15 protein-coding genes are annotated in these 18,454 nt (G+C 59.1%); 5 read left to right on the plus strand and 10 right to left on the minus strand.

Annotation, left to right across the window (positions count from 1 at the left end; all coding sequences use genetic code 11):
- Complete coding sequence (locus ACSQ3N_RS26355; RefSeq protein WP_436148019.1) at positions 1-324, plus strand: hypothetical protein; 324 nt, start codon at positions 1-3, stop codon at positions 322-324.
- 78 nt (positions 325-402) lie between these two features.
- On the opposite strand, the gene ACSQ3N_RS26360 is transcribed toward ACSQ3N_RS26355, so the two are convergent.
- From ACSQ3N_RS26360 to ACSQ3N_RS26370, 3 genes are read right to left on the minus strand one after another with little or no spacing between them, the layout of a single operon-like run.
- Positions 403-1,917, minus strand: a complete 1,515-nt coding sequence (locus tag ACSQ3N_RS26360) for a hypothetical protein (protein ID WP_436137090.1) — start codon at positions 1,915-1,917, stop codon at positions 403-405.
- Between the two features lie 50 nt (positions 1,918-1,967).
- Positions 1,968-2,498 (minus strand): DUF6036 family nucleotidyltransferase, encoded by a 531-nt coding sequence (locus tag ACSQ3N_RS26365; RefSeq protein WP_436137091.1) that lies wholly within the window; start codon positions 2,496-2,498, stop codon positions 1,968-1,970.
- Complete coding sequence (locus tag ACSQ3N_RS26370; protein ID WP_436137092.1) at positions 2,488-3,168, minus strand: helix-turn-helix domain-containing protein; 681 nt, start codon at positions 3,166-3,168, stop codon at positions 2,488-2,490. Before ACSQ3N_RS26370 ends, ACSQ3N_RS26365 begins: the two co-directional genes overlap by 11 nt.
- Positions 3,169-3,395: 227 nt before the next feature.
- Between ACSQ3N_RS26370 and ACSQ3N_RS26375 the strand changes: the two genes are divergently transcribed.
- Genes ACSQ3N_RS26375 through ACSQ3N_RS26385 form a run of 3 tightly spaced genes read left to right on the plus strand, consistent with a single transcriptional unit; the run spans position 3,396 to position 6,417 of the window.
- Positions 3,396-3,581 (plus strand): DUF3606 domain-containing protein, encoded by a 186-nt coding sequence (locus ACSQ3N_RS26375; RefSeq protein WP_436137093.1) that lies wholly within the window; start codon positions 3,396-3,398, stop codon positions 3,579-3,581.
- 2 nt (positions 3,582-3,583) lie between these two features.
- Complete coding sequence (gene ligD / locus ACSQ3N_RS26380; protein WP_436137094.1) at positions 3,584-5,521, plus strand: DNA ligase D; 1,938 nt, start codon at positions 3,584-3,586, stop codon at positions 5,519-5,521.
- Positions 5,518-6,417: a DUF72 domain-containing protein gene (locus ACSQ3N_RS26385; RefSeq protein ID WP_436137095.1), complete on the plus strand. Its 900-nt coding sequence runs from the start codon at positions 5,518-5,520 to the stop codon at positions 6,415-6,417. Before ligD ends, ACSQ3N_RS26385 begins: the two co-directional genes overlap by 4 nt.
- Before the next feature lie 3 nt (positions 6,418-6,420).
- Here the strand turns inward: ACSQ3N_RS26385 and ACSQ3N_RS26390 are convergent, their stop codons facing one another.
- From ACSQ3N_RS26390 to ACSQ3N_RS26400, 3 genes are read right to left on the minus strand one after another with little or no spacing between them, the layout of a single operon-like run.
- A complete protein-coding gene (locus ACSQ3N_RS26390; protein ID WP_436137096.1) occupies positions 6,421-7,335 on the minus strand; it encodes a hypothetical protein in 915 nt (304 codons plus the stop codon).
- Between the two features lie 56 nt (positions 7,336-7,391).
- A complete protein-coding gene (locus ACSQ3N_RS26395) occupies positions 7,392-10,844 on the minus strand; it encodes a hypothetical protein (RefSeq protein ID WP_436137097.1) in 3,453 nt (1,150 codons plus the stop codon).
- A gap of 3 nt (positions 10,845-10,847) precedes the next feature.
- Positions 10,848-12,458, minus strand: coding sequence for an AAA family ATPase (locus ACSQ3N_RS26400; RefSeq protein WP_436137098.1), 1,611 nt, complete (start codon positions 12,456-12,458; stop codon positions 10,848-10,850).
- 567 nt (positions 12,459-13,025) lie between these two features.
- Here ACSQ3N_RS26400 and ACSQ3N_RS26405 point away from each other — a divergent pair.
- The gene (locus ACSQ3N_RS26405; protein ID WP_436137100.1) at positions 13,026-13,409 is read left to right on the plus strand and encodes a hypothetical protein; all 384 of its coding nucleotides are present in this window, start codon (positions 13,026-13,028) and stop codon (positions 13,407-13,409) included.
- A gap of 277 nt (positions 13,410-13,686) precedes the next feature.
- On the opposite strand, the gene ACSQ3N_RS26410 is transcribed toward ACSQ3N_RS26405, so the two are convergent.
- The 4 genes from ACSQ3N_RS26410 to ACSQ3N_RS26425 form a co-directional block, all read right to left on the minus strand.
- A complete protein-coding gene (locus tag ACSQ3N_RS26410; RefSeq protein WP_436137101.1) occupies positions 13,687-14,871 on the minus strand; it encodes a type II secretion system F family protein in 1,185 nt (394 codons plus the stop codon).
- A 5-nt stretch (positions 14,872-14,876) separates the two neighbouring features.
- Positions 14,877-15,368: a hypothetical protein gene (locus ACSQ3N_RS26415; RefSeq protein ID WP_436137102.1), complete on the minus strand. Its 492-nt coding sequence runs from the start codon at positions 15,366-15,368 to the stop codon at positions 14,877-14,879.
- A 65-nt stretch (positions 15,369-15,433) separates the two neighbouring features.
- On the minus strand, positions 15,434-16,945 hold the full coding sequence (locus ACSQ3N_RS26420; protein ID WP_436137103.1) for a GspE/PulE family protein: 1,512 nt from the start codon (positions 16,943-16,945) through the stop codon (positions 15,434-15,436).
- Entirely contained in the window at positions 16,945-18,453 is a 1,509-nt protein-coding gene (locus tag ACSQ3N_RS26425; protein WP_436137104.1) for an RCC1 domain-containing protein, read from the minus strand. Before ACSQ3N_RS26425 ends, ACSQ3N_RS26420 begins: the two co-directional genes overlap by 1 nt.
- Position 18,454 lies beyond the last annotated feature (1 nt).

Raw genomic sequence — 18,454 nt, forward strand, 5'->3', positions numbered from 1 at the left:
GTGGCTCACACAACCCAACATTACGACGTCTTCAGGCCGCGCACAGCGCCAGCCAGCATCCTCTACGACGCATTCCAGGCAGAAGCGCTGCACCGCAAAAACCGTGAGCTAGATGAGTGGATCAAGCTGGAGCTGCAGGCGGTTTTCGCAGCTGCTGCCCAGTACGCCCAAGAGCATGGACTGACCGCACCGACGTTTGAAGACGTTGAAGCTGCCGAGCGCATGGCGCGGGGCTCTGCCGATTACGGTTCCAAGTGGGCGATCATGGTTGCGCAGAAGATGAAGGTCTGCCGCGTTGATACGGCTGGACAGCGCACGCCGTGATCCGCCAACAGATCACTGATGAACGTTTTGCGATCAAACTTGATTGCGACAAGCTCATCAATGAGCCAGGCCAGGCTGCTAGACCTCGCCAGCGCTTGGGACCTTAAAGGGAAGTACGTTCTCCGGCAGGATTCGGACCCATTCGTGCTTGAATAGGTCACGGCGGCACGTCCTCTGATAGACCTCGCCGAACTGTTCGTTCGCGAACTCTCGCAACATCCAACCGCGTTGGTCACCCGAGTGCTTTAGGTTGAAGAATGCCTCGATCCCTACCTGGCCAATCGTCGGGCTCACTTCTTCAAACTCAGCGCAGGAAGTGACGGTGTAAGGCATGCTGTCCAGCCAGCTTAGATCAAGATTCGCCTCCTCCATTTTCACCCTCACTCCTTCGGCCAGGAGACCCGCGGCAGGTCCAAATAGGTACCAATCCTCAAGAGTCACAACGAGCGGATAGATAGCTAACCCATTGGGCGCCCAGTGAGTGTGTCCTTCGAGGGCGTCAGCGATGTTTTTGTAGAGCTGGATCACTGCCTTCGCCAGGAATTCGACCTGCTGACCGATGATCAATGGGTCTATGGATGACTTCGCGCCGACAGTCATGCGTTTCGCTTTGCATTCGACGAATAAGCTTCCCGTTTCGTCGGCCAATATCCAGTCCACACCGTCTTTCCTGTCACGCCCCACGTGGTAGACACGCTCCTCGCTGATGGTGAACTTAGGGCTTGAGAATGTTGCCGACAGCACGTCTCCAAAGTAGGCCTGGAATGATGCTCCAAAAGGGTTGTTGAAACCCTCTGCCCGTGCAATGTCGTAGAAGAGGCCTTGGCTGGCGCGCCGGATGACGAAGTGAGGAATTGGACAGTGCATTCGTTCCGGTCTCATCGGGTCCAAACTCACGAGTGGTCGAGCTTCGAGCGGGTTCCACGTGTAAGCCCAAGTTTCGTCGTGCCTAGCGGCAGCAACGATTTGTTCTCTGAGGTCAGCCAGCGGCTGCGATAGCTTTTCAAGAATCGTGTCGCTTCGCTCAAGTTCGATATCGAAGGCGCGGTAATCCTGGCGAATGGACATGGCTGGCTCTTTGTTCAAAAGGCCAGCAGCCGCGAAGCCGACAAAAAACCATTCCCGCGTGCTGACACCCGTCTCGCGCACTACCAACCGCTCAACATCGGGTGCTGAAAACACTTTGAAGTGCCTCATGAGCGAATTGAACAAGCGTTGTCGTTGCCAGGGAAACTGTTGATGCCCTATGGGGTTTAGGCTGTTGAACGAGCTCTCCGGCGTCATGTTCGCGATAGCCATCTCGTTGCCTACCCGGCGCAGCGTGTTGATTGCATTTGCCATGCCATTCCACGGACGCATCCGGAGTTTTCCGTTAGGCGCCGCGTGCAGGACGATTTCACGCGCGAGGATGGAGATTTCCCACTTGAAGACGAGCGACTTCAGACTCCGAAACCCCTCGTCAGTCCATACCGACTCTTTGTTCGTTGGATGGTCCACTGCTTGGAAATACCACCATAAGTCTTCGAGTGAGCCACGCAGGTTGTACTGGCGCAGCAGATTCCGAAGTGGTTTGTACTGAGGGTAGCTATTCAAGGGTCATTCTCTTGATGTTGGTGCTGTCCTGCGCTTCACCGAGGCCTGGCCTAAACCAACTTTGCCCACCGCTTGATCCGCGCGATCAAGCGCTCCAGCTCCTCCGGCTCCAATGGCATACCGGGCGCCAATTCCAGTGCCGCCTCCAGTGAAACATACCCGTTGCGCAAGAGCGCCAAGCAGTAGTCTTGGTCCTTGTCTCTTGCTGCAGCTGCCTTTGACATGAACAAATCGGTGACGTCCAGGCACCAGCCTATTCGGCTATCCGTGTTTCCGTTCTGCACTCTCCACAACCTCGTTTCCCAACCGTCTGGAAGGAAGGCGGTTTCGGGTCCGACCCCTTGGGCGTAGAAACCGTAGGTGTGGTGGAAGTCCGAACCTTCCCCGATGCCACCGTCTATCTTGTCGGCCAGCTCAGGGGCGTACCGGGGATATATGTCCGCCTCAGCCGACATTTTGAATTCCGGCTCCGGGTAAGGAATCTGACCAAGGATGGACTGACTGCCGATGATCACGAATTCATACTCGTTGGTGATCGCCCCACTGGCGCGGATCAGGTGCTCAAGCTCGTCACGGTTCATGAGACGACCTTTCCCCACCTACCACCACCCCCTTCTTGAGGCTGGCTATGTCGCTCAAGATGCTCTCGCGCACTTCTTTGGGCAGCACCGTAGGGAGCGGAGACGCCTGGCGCAACTCTTGCGCATGCCGAGATCGACCCAGCACCTTGCTCCACTGTTTGTCGCCGAGAATCTTCGACCACTCCTCAAAAAGGGCGTGCGATTGCTTATTGCCACCTCTGAGCCAACGAACAATCGTTTCTTTGGCTTCATCGAGGAGTTCTGGGTTCTCGCGAACCAGCTCCACGGCTCGCTCGTGAAGCACCAAGCTTTGTAGATCCTGAGCCTGGTGTCTCCTATTGTCCGTACTGACTGTGATCTGCACCTGGGGGATTGGCTTGAAAGAGCGTGCGGCTGCAGAATCGGCCGGGGCGGCATGAACCATGTCTCCGGCCAGAAAAGCCAGGTCTGCAGCCACTCCAAGCACCCCCATGACGCGCAGGTACGTGCCGATGGACGGGCCCGGATCGCCAGCCTCGACCGCATAGAGCGTCGTTCTGGAAATGCCTGCGCTATTGGCCATCTCGACGGCCGTCATCTTGCGAGCCTTCCTCAACCGACGAAGGCGATCACCCAGCTGAAGCAGCAGCTGTCGATGCAGGACAGGAGAGTCGGCAGGATCAGTTTTCATCTGTTCAGAATACTAGGCGAAACGCCTTGTTTTGTCCAATTTAATGAACAGATGAAAGGCCCCATCCGCGGCCAGAACCGTTTTGCTCGTTGGACCGTTCACTGCAATGGCCACGTCCAAAGAACGAGCCCAATTGCTTTGCCAGCGCCCAGTCCCAATGGAAGTGATCCTACAAACTCATCAATGTGGTTTGTCTAGGATCGAATTTTCATAATGCAGGAGACCTCATGTCCGACAACAAGCAAAGCACGTCTCAAGACCGCAAGCTCATCAGCCTTGAGCAAGAGTACGAGTTGCGCGACTGGACCAAGTCGTTGGGTTGCTCTGAAGATGAGCTGCGAGCTGCAGTGAAGGCCGTGGGCAACTCGGCAGAAGCCGTGCGCCAGCACCTGTCAGGCCAGAAGAGGGGCTAACCATGCCCCGCCGTGCGGACAAAGGGACCCCTGAGGCTCCCCTGAGCCCCCTCCCCTTCGCACTGGCACCCCAGCTTGCGACCCTTGCGGATGGCCTGCCTCCTGACCCTGCAGCCTGGGGCTGGGAGTTGAAGTGGGATGGGTTTAGGCTCCTTGCGCGAATTGAGATCGGCACAGTTCGCCTCTTCACTCGGAACGGTCACGACTGGACCGCCAAGATGCCAGAGCTGGCTGCAGCAATTAGCAAACTGCCCGTCAAGAGCGCCTGGATCGACGGCGAGGTGATCGTCATGGACCACAACGGCGTTCCCGACTTTGGGGCTTTGCAAAACTCGTTCGACAACCGCAGATCCAAGGATCTCTTGTACTTTGCGTTTGACCTTCCCTATTGTGACGGTCGGGATCTGCGCGACCTGACCAATGAGCAGCGGCGCGAGCAATTGGAGGCAATCATCTCTAGCGCTGCTGAGGAACGGGTCCGCTTTAGCGAAGCATTCGAGCATCCCCCGGCACACCTGGTGGCTAGCGCCTGCAAATTGGGCTTTGAAGGCGTGATTGGAAAACGACGCAACGGCCGTTATGTCTCAACCCGCAGCACCGACTGGATCAAGCTCAAGTGCAGCAACAGGCAGGAGTTCGTGATCGGGGGCTTCACTGACCCAAAAGGGTCACGCAACGGCGTCGGCTCACTCATCCTTGGCGTCCACACAGGCAATGCGGGCCTCAAGTACGCCGGCAGCGTGGGCTCGGGCTTCAGTGCCCGTGTCCTCGCGGATCTGTACGACAAGCTGGGCGCCATCCAGACCGCAGACTGCCCCTTCTCCAATCCCAGTGCCATCACCAAGAACGTCCACTGGGTAGAGCCCAAGTTGCTCGCCGAGGTCTCCTTTGCAGAGTGGACCAAGGAAGGGAAGGTTCGGCATGCCGTCTTCCGCGGCGTCCGATCCGACAAGCGGCCAGAGCACATCGTGCGCGAGGTGCCCAAGCGCATGCGAGCTGGGAAGCCCCCGAGCGAAAGCCCCAGCGGGCCCCCCGGCGCCGGCTTGCGGGTGTCCAACCCTGAGCGCGTCATCGACAAGAGCACGGGGATCACCAAAATGGAGCTGGTTCGCTACTACGCGACCGTCGCGCCGCTGATGCTGGAGCACCTAGCTGGACGGCCGGTTTCCCTCGTGCGGGCGCCGGAGGGCGTCGGGGGCGAGATGTTTTTTCAGAAGCACCTGGACAAGGGCTCCATCGCCGGCATCAGTGAAATGCCTCCTTCCCTCAACCCCGGCCATCAGCCCCTGCTGGAGGTGGTGCAGCTGGAGGGGCTCGCAGCCGCTGCCCAGATGAACGCCATCGAGTTCCACACCTGGAACGCGCGCAAGGATCTGATCGGAAAGCCCGACCGGATGACATTCGACCTTGACCCCGGCGAAAACGTGCCTTGGGAGCATATGCAAGAGGGGGCGCGGCTTGTACGAACCATCCTGAGCGAGCTCGATCTGCCCTGCTTCCTCAAGACCAGCGGCGGCAAGGGGCTCCATGTGGTGGTCCCTATCAAGCGGCTGCATGACTGGGACACCGTCAAAGACTTCTCGCGCCACCTGGTGGCGCACCTCGCCCGCACCATCCCCCAGCGGTTCGTCGTCAAGTCGGGGCCTAGCAACCGCGTGGGCAAGATCTTCGTCGACTACCTGCGCAATGGCTTCGGAGCCACCACTGCAAGCGCCTGGACGGCCCGCGCGCGCCCCGGCATGGGTATCTCGGTACCTGTGGGTTGGGATGAGCTTTCGGGGCTCACCAGCGGGGCTCATTGGACCGTGCGTAGCTTCGATCAGAGGCTGCGAGTGGGCAACTCTCGCTGGGAGGGCTACGACAAGGCGGCGACGAGCCTTGCTGGCGCTATGAAAACCATGGGGTTCAAGCCCCCGAGCAAGCGGAGCCCCACGAAGTGAACATCCTCGTTGGTACCGCCTCCTGGACAGACAAGTCGCTCATCGCTTCAGGAAAGTTCTATCCCCCTAAAGCCAAGACGGCCGAGGCCCGCCTTCGGTACTACGCGAGCCTGTTCCCCATGGTGGAGGTGGATTCGTCCTACTACGCCATGCCCAGCGCTTCCACTGCGCAGCTCTGGGCCGAGCGCACTCCGGATGACTTTGTTTTCAACGTGAAGTCCTTCCGGCTCTTCACCGGGCACGCGACAGAGCCCAAGGTGCTGCACACCGACATTCGCAAGGCCCTGCCTGAGCCCCTGGCGTCCAAGAAGAACCTCTACTACAAGGACCTTCCCCTCCCGGTGCTCGATGAACTATGGCGGAGGTTCAAAGAGTGCTTGGAGCCTCTTGCGGCGGCGGGAAAGCTCGGGGCTGTGCATTTTCAGTTCGCCCCATGGGTCATCAACAACAGGGATGGCCATGCCCACGTGCGCGAGTGCGTTGAGCGCATGGGCGACCAGCTGCTCGCGGTCGAGTTTCGCAACAAGACCTGGCTGGACGAGGCGCACCGCGCGGACACGCTGGAGTTCGAACGAGAGCTGGGGGTTGCACACGTCATCGTTGACAGCCCCACGCACACCTACAACAGCGTCGAGCCGGTGTGGGATATCAGCAGTACCCGGCTGGCGTTGCTGCGCTTGCACGGGCGCAATGAGGAGACCTGGAACATCAAGGGTGAAGCGGCCTCGGACAGGTTCAACTACGACTACACCGACGACGAGTTGCGCGAGCTGGTGCCGCAGATCCGGAGCATTGCCGCTCGGGTAGACGCCATGCACATAGTCTTCAATGTGAATAAGGAGGACCAGGGACAGCGGAACGCCCTGACCCTGATGCGCCTTCTGGCTGAGAGTTAGCCCCTAGGCGCCTGCCTTTGACGTTTTCTGGCGGATCTTCATAACTGCCAAAAGGCCAAGCAGACCGACACCGGTTGAGATAGGGATGGTCAGGAAACCAGCGAACAAAATTGCCCAGAAGGTCCTCTCTACACCCATCTCTTTCACGAGGTAATACGACGCAGCGTAGGTGGCCCCAAAAAATAACAGCATGCCAAATTTCATCAGCGCGTCCGCGCTCGTTTGGTCAGCACTTTTCTCTGAGGTCGAAGCGGGCGAGGATGCGGGGGCATGCTTGCTCTGCTCGCCCGCCAAAAACAATTTTTCGTCTGCGCTCAGCTTCCCAACTTTCAAGGTTCGGGATGCGACGGTATGAATGAAGTCAGAAGCACCTGGGACCTCGGGGTCGAGAGATAGCGCGAGCTTGCAAAGTTGAACGGCCTCAACGCACCGAGTTGCGTGCTCATACGGGGTATCCGGCACAGCGATGAACTCCATCGTGTGCTTCAAAGACGTTTGGTAGTAGGCGTTTGCAATAGCTACCGCTCCCACAGCGCAATCCATGCTTGCGACTTTCTTCATCGCATCGTTTTCAGCAAGCCTGACTGCTGTCCGGTAGCACTCCATCGTCTCGGGAATACGCGAGTGGGCCAGGGTTGAGAGGTATCCAGCACTGGTCCCTTTACCTACCCAAGCCAAAACATTCTTGCTGTCGATCTCAAGGACACTGGTGAAGTACCCAAACGCCTCTTGATGGTTTCCAGCGGTCGCTGCAGCGTTGGCAAGCTCGATTAAGTGTGCAGACCTGTTGGCGTCAGATTTCTCCACCTCGCGAACGAAAACGTCAGTACCGCAGTATTCGCATTGGGCGGACACTTGCCCGGAAGGCACCTGCAGTTTCCCTGAACACTGTGGACAAATCGCTGGAATGAACTGCATGCCTGGTGCCTGTTACTTGTTGTGACAGTCGATTTATACAGCACATGAATAGGGTTTTACTCGCGCAAGACATACCAGCGCACGTAGCCCGCGGGCGGCTGGGGAGCTTCGGGTAGATCTCCAGCAGCGACTACGCGAGCGTTTTCCCGCTGGATCTTGGCGATGGCCTTCGAGGGGCTGATCGCGTCCCACGAATTGCAGGACCAGCCACACTGATCCCCCGCTATCGCCTTCGGGCCCCGTACCAACTCGTCGACCTCATCATGGCCTCCCAACCCTTTCCGCCGGCCCCCGTTCGAGTTTTCCGGCTGCGGCGCTAGGTCAAACCAGTGCCCGTAGACGGGGGTGTTGTCCCGGTCGCCATGCGGTCGCAGTGTGATTTCGTGGACATGAACCGGTTCGTAATCCTCTGGCAGGGCAATGGACAAGACGGCGTCAACATCCAGCCGACCGTTGGGATCGCTCACGCCTGGAGCCATCCACAAGGCCGAATTGGGAAAGCGCGTGCGCCAGCTTGAAAACCAGTCTCCCAGCAGCGGGCTGATGGACTCACCTGCGAGCTTTTCGATGCTGACGCCCATGTCGTCGTGCACGAAAACCGTGTCATGGTCGAGGTAGTCAGCGGCAGGTACTGCGCAGAGCCGCCACGCGTGGTGATCAGAGTTCCCGGCGAAGATCGCCCGTCCCCTTCCCTTGTCCAGGTAGGGCTTCACGAAGAGACTTTTGAAGTGCTCGACTACTTTGGCGTCCGGGGCCAGTCGGGACATGATCACCTGGGGCTGGGCAGATCCAACACACAGGTACCAAGCCTCTCCGTCCTGCAGCATGGCGCCAACCGGGATGGCAAGGTGCATCTCTCGCACGTAGCCTGTGTCTTTCAAGCTATCGCGAGAGCGCTGCCATTGGGACACCGCGTGTTCAAAGGTCGCCTCATCCATGGGCGCCGTGAAAGGAGCGAGCTGCTCGCGCCAACGCTCCACCACCGCGAAGATGGCACCCTTACGGCCGACGCTGGCAAACCGACTGCGCCGCGCCGTCCACCCATGCGGATCGGGCCACTGCGCGAGGACTGTGACAGAGGCGTCGAGCTTGGGCAGTACCTCCCAGCGACGTCGCAGCTCGGTAAAGCCTTTTGTGCCACGCTCCAAGCTGATTCTGTGCACCCACGCATGGGGTTCCAGTCGGTTGTCGCATTCTTCCACCTTGGGCGCCGCGTAGAGCATGTACCTCGCGCCGCCAGAGAGAACCAGTCTCAGGGGCTCATAGCCCAAGCTGCGTGCCAAGGCCTCGGCTTCGGCCTTGCGAGCATCCTCGTTGCCGTCGCCCGCAATCAGGAACATCTGGTCCAGCAGCGATTTCCAGGCCTTGGCCTCGCTGGGGATGGAACCGTCGAAACGCGGGAGCGCTTGGCCCCGGTTCGCTGCCCGCCAGGCGATCACCGCGCGGTCCACCAGCTTGGGGCGCTCCGATACCTCTCCGACGCCACCGTCAAGCAGGGCCTGCAGCAATTGGGAACGCGCCCCGGACTCGGCCGCTCGGTCGCTCTCAATGAGCTTCAACGCCCGCTTGAAGAACCGGATGTACTCCAGATGCCTCGCCCGTGTTCCCCGGTGCTGGATGTACCAGCGCAACTCATCCGGGTCGACCGCATCCAGTACCAGGTAGGGCACCTCGTCGCCAGCCCAGTCAGAGCGCGCCAGCTTGAGCAGTGACACCTTGCAGTTGAACTGACGGTCGCTGCGATACGAGTCCTTCTGCACCCGTGCGTCGACGCACAGTTGGTCGGCCTCGCGGTAGACAACAGCGCATTCGACCCGCGCGAGGGGCCTGGCTCGGAACTCAATGCCATCTCGGCTCCTGCCACTGAAAGACTTGCAAGCCCCTGGTGCTGTCTGAGGGGTCATCAGGCTGTACCAGTTGCACAGAACCCGCGAGCCAGAACGCAGGTAGCCGTTCATGCTGGTGAGCCATTCTTCGAATCCGGGACGCTTGGGCCCGCCCGCGATCATGTTGCTGGCATCGTCGTCATGCAGGAAACGGCAGTGCCGCTCCTGAAACCCCAGGGACACGAAGTCTAGCGATGCAGGGCCGTCGTAGAAGTCACCGAACAATTTCAGTCGATGATCCAGCCCGCAGGCCAGGAGCAGGAAGCGCTTGAAGTGCAGGGCGAAGAGCTCATGCTTGCGCAGGCGGTCTGTATAGGCCACGTCCTCGAACTTGATGCGGGTGCCGTCGAGCCCCCGAAAAATGCCCTCCTGATCGTTCTGGGTGGGGAACAACCTGGCTGCGCCCAAATGCGACTCAACCGGCGAAAACACCCTGTGGATGTTCATCCCGTCGCGCACAAGCAGGAACACCTCTTTGTTCTGGGCGTTGCGGGCCATGTTAGAAAACGCGTCACCGTAGTCGATGTAGCGCCGCGTGGTTGCCATCACCAGTACGCAGCGCTCGGTCGGGAAGATCTGCTCCACCAGGCCGTCATGTTCGCGCAGCGCATCGAAAAGCTGATCTACATTCGAGTGGTCGAAGCGCTCGTCGACGTCCGCCCAGACGGCAAGCTCCTCGTCGGCGAGCAACTTGCGCTGCACGAAGGTCAGGGGCACATCACGGTGAGCCCCCTTGCCTTCTCGCACAGTCAGAACATCCACGTCCTTGCCCAGGTACAAGTCCAGTGACTCTATCCCCCTGAGGAGATCGGAGACGAAGGCGCGCACATCCTCTGTCTGCGCAAGAGCAGCAGCCGCCTGTTCAGCGTAGAAGGGGGTTAGCTGCTGGATGACGCTGGCAATTTCCTTCGTCTTGCCCTCGATCCACTTCGCTCGTACAGAGGCAATTTGATGCTGGTGGTTCGCTGCAGCACGCAGTGCCGCCATCCGCTCGGGCGACAGCCCCCCCGCGATGGCCTCTGCAACCGTCCCGGTGGCCATACCCACCACCTCGGCCGCGTTGACTGGGGGTGCAAGGGTCGCCAGCACCTTCGGGGGCTCCTGCGCGCTTCCGGGGGTGTCAGAGGGGGTTGCTTTCTTGTCCTGAGCCGCCTTCGCGGTTTTCGCCGCCTCATCTTCCTGCACCAGAGCGGCGATCAGGACGGGGTTACTCTGGCCCTGCACCAACTCGCCTTGAAGGTCGGCGATACGGGACTGCACCGCCTGCACCTCAGCGTGGCGGATCTTCTCGTGATCCGGCTCGAATTCGAACCGGCTCAGGAAGTCGTTCAGCAAAAACCGGTGTTCGTCGTAGCGGAACCATGTGCGCTGTGTTCCCCCCTCCTCCTTCGGGACCTCCAGATAGACGTCCTGGCCGATCTTGAGCGGGTGAGGTCGCAGAACTACCGTGTGGGGCTTGTCATCCGCCAGCCGTATCGACTGGATCAACAGCACCATCCCTGCGTCAATGCCCTCTTCGGGCACGTTGTCCAGGGCACGCCAATACTGGCCCGCCTGAAGCGTCTGGAATCGCGCCAGCGAGTGAACCTCGGCTTCGGAATGCGCCAGGGGATGTTGGGTCATGGCTCAGGTATCCGCTTTCATGGTGATGGCACGGAACATGGCGCAGCGGCGGAATGTGGCCACATCAAGGGGATCGCCATGGGCCTTCGAGACGCGCAAGGCCAGCCTCAGCAGCATCTTGATGTCGCGCGGAGCTATGCCTGGGAAAAGATCCACCAGCTGGGCGATAAGGTCGGGGGTCAATTCAGCGTTGAACTGGGTTGCCATCACCCGCCAGATTGCCGCTGCGTCTTCCGCGCCTGGAACGGTGTAGTCGATGATGGCAGCGCAACGGGAAATGATGGCGTCGTCAATGTCGTTCGCCCGGTTGCTGGTCATGAACATCAGCGCCTTCGTGTACTCCAACACCCGCAGGAACACAGCCACGATGGCGTTCTGCTCGATGCTGTCGCCGCGCTTGACTACGAACACATCCGCCTCATCCAGCAGCAACACGCAATCCCAGCGCGTTGCGCGGTCGAAGACCGTCTTCAGGTTTTTTTCGATCTCCTCAGCGGTGGTGCCCAGTGTGCCGGCGTGGATCGCGTACAGGGGCCGCTTGATCAGCTCGGCATACACCTCGGCCGTCAGCGTCTTACCTACCCCTGCCACGCCCTTGCACAGGATCACGTTGGTGGCGCTCTTGGCCTCAATGAAGTCGTTCACGAAAGCATCGAGGTCCGTGGTGAGCACGTCCAGAAGATCGCGGTGGGTGTCTGGAAGCACTAGCTTGTGGCGCAGCGTTTCGTCATAGACATAGGGACCCATGTTGTCCGCGTGAACCCAGTAGTAACTGTGGCCACTCAGGTCAAAGACCCTCACCACTGGATGCTCGGGCACTTGACCCACGCCATCGTCCGAATCAAATAACGTGGAGTCGGTATGGCGCACCACTGCGCCATAGTCCTTGGACTCCAGATCGTGGACCACGCGGCGCCCCGTCATGTCATCGCCGTCATTTCCTTGACGTGCCTCACAGTGGAAGGCTTTTCCTGTGATGCGGAATTGCTCCGCAAAGGCGCTTTGAATGCATTCATTGTGTCGCTTGAGGCTCGACTGATGCGCAGCCTTCAGCGCGTGCGTTTCTTTGTAGATGCCCTCTTCCGCCAGAATGTCCGCGACACGGCGCTTGGCAACTATTTGGGGATGGAACGCGTGCCGGCGCGTGAACACGCCGAAAGTGGCTTTGTAATTGCCGTCTCGACTGAAACCGTAGCTGGCGGTTTCAATCGTCACGGTGGGGGTTCCGTTGCGCCGATAGTCTTGCCCGCTTTCGAAAGTGACATTTGTGACGAGCTGGGGGTAAAGCTTCTCATCGGGCCCAGAGACATAGATCCATCCGTCGATGAGATCGCTCTTGAGAAAGGCCAACAGCACCGCCTGGAAAGCCTTGAAATTCGGTACCGGCTTGTCGAACTTGCCTGCCCTGGCCAACAGGATTGACTCCAAGGCGCGAGCGGTCTTGTTGTCTTGCACCGCTTGCGCTGCAGCGATCAGGTCACTCATGCCCTCACCGATCAACTTCTCTGTGTTGATCACTATGTCGCGCTGGACTCTCTGGGCATCTTGGCGATTGGCTTGAAACACACTGGATTTCGTGGCGGCGATGAGTTCTGGGCTGACGGTCAGGGACATGGGTTTTCCAATGAGTGTTCGCGCGCGTTCGATTAGGACTGGGTCAGGGCGGGGCTTGTGGTCACGGGAACACTTCGCATCACCTGCTTGCTGACCCGGTACTGTTTTCCGCGCTTCGTCGTGAGGATGTGGGTGTAGCTGTAACCCCCGCTGTAGAAACTGCTGGCCAGAACAGCTACTGAGCCCCCGGCGCGAAGGGCGCGCATCACCTGGTCGAGACCGGCAGATTTCAGTTGATGGGGAGCGGCAATTACCGGCTCGTCATGGGCGGGTTTGTCAGTGGGTGCACACCTGGGGCAGTCTTCCGAGAGCAGCCCTTTTAGATCTTGCGACGGGCTAGCGCAAATGTCATCGTGATGGGAAAGGTACATGATATTGAATTGCTTTGAGTGCAATTATCAATTGCACTCAATTGCAAAGCAATAGCAATTCATATTTGTCAGAAATTATTCGTCAAGGCCTCGCGAAGAATGCTGGGGCCAGCTGGCTACGCGGTGGTGACCAATGCTTACAGCGCGAGTTGGTGCTGCTGGAATACTCTTTGAAAATCCTCTGACGCACATTGCCATGCTTCATCGAAAACTTCTTCTGACAGTCGCTCTGTTCGCTGGCTGCGCGAGCAATCCAGGGAGCGTCAACGTCCAGGTCCTGCCGACTGAGTACGTCGTCGGTAGCGTCCGCTCGGAGCTTGCTACGCCGGGCGTGGACGAGGTGGTCCGGCTTAAACCGAAAGTCGTTCACTTCTCGATTTGTATGTCGATGCCGCCAGCCAAGGTGATTCAGTTCCAAACTGAACTTAGGGCGCGGCTCGATGCAAGGATGACGGCGGGTTACTACGAGAAGTGCCCAGAGAAGTCCGTCGCGAGCACTCCCCCGGCCGTTCAGAAGTTCATCTTTCGCCCCGATGGCATGCTCACGCCGCTGCCGCCATCAGACTCCGTGTGGCATTAGCGGCGCGTCTGCATGGCGCTTGTGCCAGAGAGTCGCTTAAAGCTCTATCGCTACCGGAATAACAGCCAAAGGAGCAGCATGATGCCAGCCACCAATATGAGTGAGCCCTGCCGCTCGGTGCTCCGTCGCCTTCCATGTCTGCGATGCCGAACTGGTGCCATCAAAGTTCCTTCCCGTGTTCAAAGCGCTGATACCCAAAGGTTTTACAACGTCAAAATCCGATTTCGTGGCACCGCGCATCATGTTGCTTGATCCCAGTTTCCCAGCAACAGCGACTTCAAACGGCGTTCAAGATCCCGCTCGTCATCTGGAGCAAAGGAACGATGGCAACGCCGAATAGAACCACCCCTGCCAGGGAAAGAAACAGTGCGGCCAAGACCTGGGTAACGGGTACGAACACCGCTATCCGCTGACGATACAAGTTCCGGTACTGGAAGGCCAGCTCTCCGATGGTCGTGGCAATCTGCGTACGGTCTTGTGCAGTGGCGAGGGCGGCTTTGTCAGTGGGATGGAGCGTAGTCATCACGTACGGCCAGGGGCTTGCGCTACCCCCTACGATGGTCTTCCTGGCCCGTTCGAGGTCATCCCGAAGCTCCCCCCTTGGTGAGTTGTCACGGGAGAGGCGCAGGCACTCTTCGAGCCTCAGGCCAGCCGTGAGAAGCACGCCAAGGCCGAAAAAGACAATGTAGTTCTGCTTGGCCAGAAGCAGGTCGCGGTAGAACGGGATTCTCAGGATCACCCGGTCGACAGCAGAGGGGATGATCGGTCGAAGAATCATCAGCGAGAAAAACGCTGCCAGGAAAAGGCCCACCAGCACACCGAGTGTCCAATTGAGTGTGCTGGAGAGAGTCGTGACCCACCCAATGTCCACCGAGCTCTTCCCCATCTTCATGAGGTCCGACTCCATGATCATCGGGCCGACGTACAAGGTGCTCCCGAACAGGGTTGCGACACCCGCCAAGAAGCCCATACCGGCGCTCCACAGGCCCCGGCCGGATTCCTTCTTGACGCTTTCGAGTTCCAGTTCGAACCGCGCCGCTTCGCGCAGCGCATGGGCAATATCCCCACCATGTGCACCAGTCCGCACCAATGCCTGCACAGCTTCTGGAAAGAAACGCACACCTGCGAGTTCCATTGCCTCTGGCAAAGATGATCCCGATTCGATGTGCTGGCGAAGGATGGCCGAGACTTCGCGTACGTTCCCACTGAAAGAGCTGTGAATGATCTGCAGCGCCTCGGACATGCTCACGCGAGAAGCAACCATGCTGCTCAGCCGCTGGAAGAACACGGTGCGATCACTGATCGACATCCCACCGCCAAAGACCAGCCGAGGAACCAATTTGATCCTTATCACCCTGCCCTTGCGTGCGGCCTCGTACTTTGCCGCCTCCAGATCTCGCGCGGCCACCAGGATGGACTCAATGCCCTTCGAGGACTTGATCGTTGCCTTGTAGGAGCGCATTCTGTTCACCCGTGGTGGTTGGCGATGACCCAGTAGGTGACGTATGCCCCCTCGCTGTTGGACACTGCGTTGCACGAGGTACCCACGAACATCGCCTGGGCCGGAAATCCTGCTTTGGCGCTCTTGACGCCGCTGGCAACCGCGTTTTCAACCGCGATCTGCGGGTACAAGCAGATCGCGACGGCCGGCAATCCCGCGTACTGCGAGCTTTGAACGGACCAGGCCATGCCTTGTGGTGCCGGTGGCAGAAAGGCAAACGTGGGCTGCAGCGTCGGGATCAGGTCGGTGCCCGGTGCTGGCAAGGCAACGTTTCCGTTCCCATCGGAGACGCTCTTGATGTAGCGAATGGCACCGTCAGAGAGGCGGTGAAGCCCATCCTGCGCCTTCGATCTCGCTTTGTAGGCAATGAGAGCGTCGACAGGCAAGTAGCTCAAGGTCGCGGCAGTGAGTGCGGTGAACATGGCAATGGACATGAGCACCATCAGAATGCTGAACATAGGGATGTGGGGGCTGGGTTTGTGGGAAGGCGGAGCTTGCAGCAAAGTTGCGTGCCACCTCAGGCCTAGGGAACAGGGATCTCTATCGCGTCGTCTACTTCGGCACCAAACACGCGGCGGATCTCACGCATATCGGTCTCACCCGCCTGCAGTTTTGCCAGGGCATCGTCAACGATGGTGGGCCAGTTGCGCTCGCTGTTCAGGACTTTGGCGACCGCCTCTTCGTTGGGCAGATAGGTGGCTTCTGACACGATGGTTCGGCCGCGATAGCCGGTGTCTCTGCATTCACGACATCCTGCCCCTGCGCAGGGTTTGCAGATCGTCCGCACAAGCCTCTGGACCATGACGCCCCTCAAAAGGTGAAGCAGCTCATACGAGGCCACCCCGATATCCCGCAGCCGACCCACCGCGCCCAAAATCGAACCCGTGTGAAGCGTGGCGATCACCAGGTGGCCTGTTTCGGCGGCTTTGATGGCATTGCGGGCTGTCTCAATGTCGCGAACCTCGCCAACGATGATGACGTCTGGGTCGGCCCGCATGAACGTCTTCACCGCCTCGGAGAAATCGAGGTTCACGGTCTTGTTGATGTTGACCTGACCTGCATAGGCGATGCGGTACTCCACGGGGTCCTCTGCCGTGTAGATAGCCCGCTCCAGGAAGTTCATTTCGCGGGCTGTGGCATTCAATGTCGTGGTCTTGCCCGAGCCGGTGGGCCCACAGATGAGACAAAGCCCGTAGGGACGTGATACCGCTTTGCGCCAGTCGGCAACTCGCGTGATCCCGAGATCATCGAGGGACAGGTTCATCGAGTCCGGGTCCAACAAACGCACGACGATTCGCTCACCGTCGGTCGTTGGGACTGCAACTACGCGCAGGTACACGATTCGGCCGTTGTGTTCAACCGAGAAGCCCCCGTCCTGGGGCTTGCGGCGCTCAGCCATATCCATCCGAGCCAAGTCTTTGATGCGCGAGGCCAGGGCCGTGTACTCCTCCAGCGATCCCTCATGGTCAGGGCTCAAAACGCCATGACGCCGCAGCATGACGGTGTAGCTTGCTTGGCGAGGGATGATGTGAATGTCAGAGGCTTCCTTGTTCATCGCATTGCGAACGACAGCCTCCCAGGCGCCCCCCTTCCCCGAGGGAGAGCCGTTGCCAATCTCAGAAGCCTTGTCGAGATACTCGGCGAGTCGAGCTGGGTTACAAGGCGCGAAAATGATTTCACGTTCGCCCAAGACCTCTTGCAGCTTGGCGCGCACGACATTGGGTGAGCCGAGCGTTGCAACGTAGATCTGCTCGCCAATGTCAGCGGTGATCATCGTGCGAGTCGAGATCAGCAACTCAAAGGGCACTTCAGGCAGGTATACCGATTCCTCGTGCATCGATTCCGGTGAGACCTCGTGCAGGATTTCAAGCAATCGTTTTTGACGCAGAAACCCGTTGCGCACCAAGATTTTCCCTAACCTGGCACCTGTAACCCCCTGCTCCTGAAGCGCGGCATTGAGCTTGTCCCGATTGATCAGGCCGCGCTCAATCAATATCTCGCCCAGCGGTTTGCTGGCCAGTGACGGGGTGGTCATCAGCTGCCCGCCTTGGTGCTGACGGGAGCCAGTGACGAGGTGTTTGTACCATCGCCAAGCTGCCCTGTATTGTTGCTCCCCCAACACTTCACCGTGCCGTTCATCGAGGCACAGGCTGAATTGATGCCGATGGAAATACGGCTCACGCCTGCTGTAAAGCCTACAACCTGAACCGGAACGCTTGATGCGGTGGTGGTGCCATCTCCCAATTGGCCACTGCCATTGGCTCCCCAGCATTTGGCGGCCCCTGAAACAACTGCGCAGGAGACGCCGTTGCCCGCCGAAATGCTGCTCACTCCTGATGTAAGTCCGACCACCTGTTGGGGAACGCTGGAGCTAGTCGTCGTTCCATCCCCTAGCTGGCCTTGGGCGTTAAGTCCCCAGCATTTGGCAGCGCCATTGACAACAGCGCAGCCGTGGCTTGTGGTTGCCTTCACGCTTGTGACCCCTGAAGTCAAACCTGACACCTGCACGGGGACGCTGGAGGACACCGTAGATCCATCGCCAAGATTTCCCGACGTGTTGGAGCCCCAGCACCGTACCCCACCGTTCACAATGGCGCATGCGCTCCCAGAAGAGGCAGACACGGCACTGGCACCTGAAGTCAACCCTGCAACTTGCACAGGCAAAAAAGAGTTCGTAGTGGTACCGTCGCCCAGCTGACCTCCGCTGTTGTTGCCCCAACACTTGACGGAGCCTGCCAACGTGACTGCGCAGCTGAATGCCTGTCCGGCTGCAACGGAGGCCACACCCGTCTCCAAACCCGCCACCTGGACAGGTACGCGAGAGGCAGTATTGCCTCCATCGCCCAGCTGGCCCGAACTGTTGTTACCCCAGCATTTCGCTGCGCCTGACACGACGGCGCAAGTAGTGTTACCGGTAGCAGAAATGGTAGTGACACCAGAGGTCAGCCCTTGCACTGAGACCGGAACATTGGAGGCGGTAGCGCCACCATTCCCGAGCTGCCCCAGATTGTTGTTGCCCCAACATTTCGCTGCGCCTGCAGTGGTAATTGCGCAGACGTGCGAAGTAAGTGCTGAGAAATACGAGTGCGAAATTTGGACCACCTGCAGGACCGACTCGCCCACCTTGATGGTGTAAACCTGCTGGCCTGTCTTGTTCACGTATGTGCCAACAACCGTGAAGCTTGCTCCCTGCGGACCGGTCTTAGTCGTGGGCGTACCTGCGAGCAGTCCATCGTTGCTCAGCGAAATACCCGCTGGCAAACCTCCTCCGTCCAGCGCGTACTGCACACTTGAGATACCTGGCCCAGCTGTCACCCGAGTGATGGTCTTGAGGTCAAAGTTGTATCCCGCGCCCTCCATCGCGTCCGGCAGCGCACCAGAGTCCAAGGTTACAGCGGGCTCGATGGGTCCAGCCGACCCTTTGGGCTTGAGAGCTGGAACTGCTTTCAACATCCAGTAGTTCTGCGTTTGCGCAAAACCGGAAGTGTGAAGAGCGGACAGTGCTATGAGGCACGGAAGAAAAAAGCGGCGATAGTTCGACATG

Source organism: Acidovorax sp. LjRoot194 (genome assembly GCF_964253015.1).
Classification (GTDB): domain Bacteria; phylum Pseudomonadota; class Gammaproteobacteria; order Burkholderiales; family Burkholderiaceae_C; genus Acidovorax.

Coding starts and splice junctions, on each gene's coding strand:
- ACSQ3N_RS26365 (WP_436137091.1), bottom strand. CDS start 2,498: ATGAACCGTGACGAGCTTGAGCACCTGATCCGCGCCAGTGGGGCGATC.
- ACSQ3N_RS26370 (WP_436137092.1), bottom strand. CDS start 3,168: ATGAAAACTGATCCTGCCGACTCTCCTGTCCTGCATCGACAGCTGCTG.
- ACSQ3N_RS26375 (WP_436137093.1), top strand. CDS start 3,396: ATGTCCGACAACAAGCAAAGCACGTCTCAAGACCGCAAGCTCATCAGC.
- ligD (WP_436137094.1), top strand. CDS start 3,584: ATGCCCCGCCGTGCGGACAAAGGGACCCCTGAGGCTCCCCTGAGCCCC.
- ACSQ3N_RS26390 (WP_436137096.1), bottom strand. CDS start 7,335: ATGCAGTTCATTCCAGCGATTTGTCCACAGTGTTCAGGGAAACTGCAG.
- ACSQ3N_RS26395 (WP_436137097.1), bottom strand. CDS start 10,844: ATGACCCAACATCCCCTGGCGCATTCCGAAGCCGAGGTTCACTCGCTG.
- ACSQ3N_RS26400 (WP_436137098.1), bottom strand. CDS start 12,458: ATGTCCCTGACCGTCAGCCCAGAACTCATCGCCGCCACGAAATCCAGT.
- ACSQ3N_RS26405 (WP_436137100.1), top strand. CDS start 13,026: ATGCTTCATCGAAAACTTCTTCTGACAGTCGCTCTGTTCGCTGGCTGC.
- ACSQ3N_RS26410 (WP_436137101.1), bottom strand. CDS start 14,871: ATGCGCTCCTACAAGGCAACGATCAAGTCCTCGAAGGGCATTGAGTCC.
- ACSQ3N_RS26415 (WP_436137102.1), bottom strand. CDS start 15,368: ATGTTCAGCATTCTGATGGTGCTCATGTCCATTGCCATGTTCACCGCA.
- ACSQ3N_RS26420 (WP_436137103.1), bottom strand. CDS start 16,945: ATGACCACCCCGTCACTGGCCAGCAAACCGCTGGGCGAGATATTGATT.
- ACSQ3N_RS26425 (WP_436137104.1), bottom strand. CDS start 18,453: ATGTCGAACTATCGCCGCTTTTTTCTTCCGTGCCTCATAGCACTGTCC.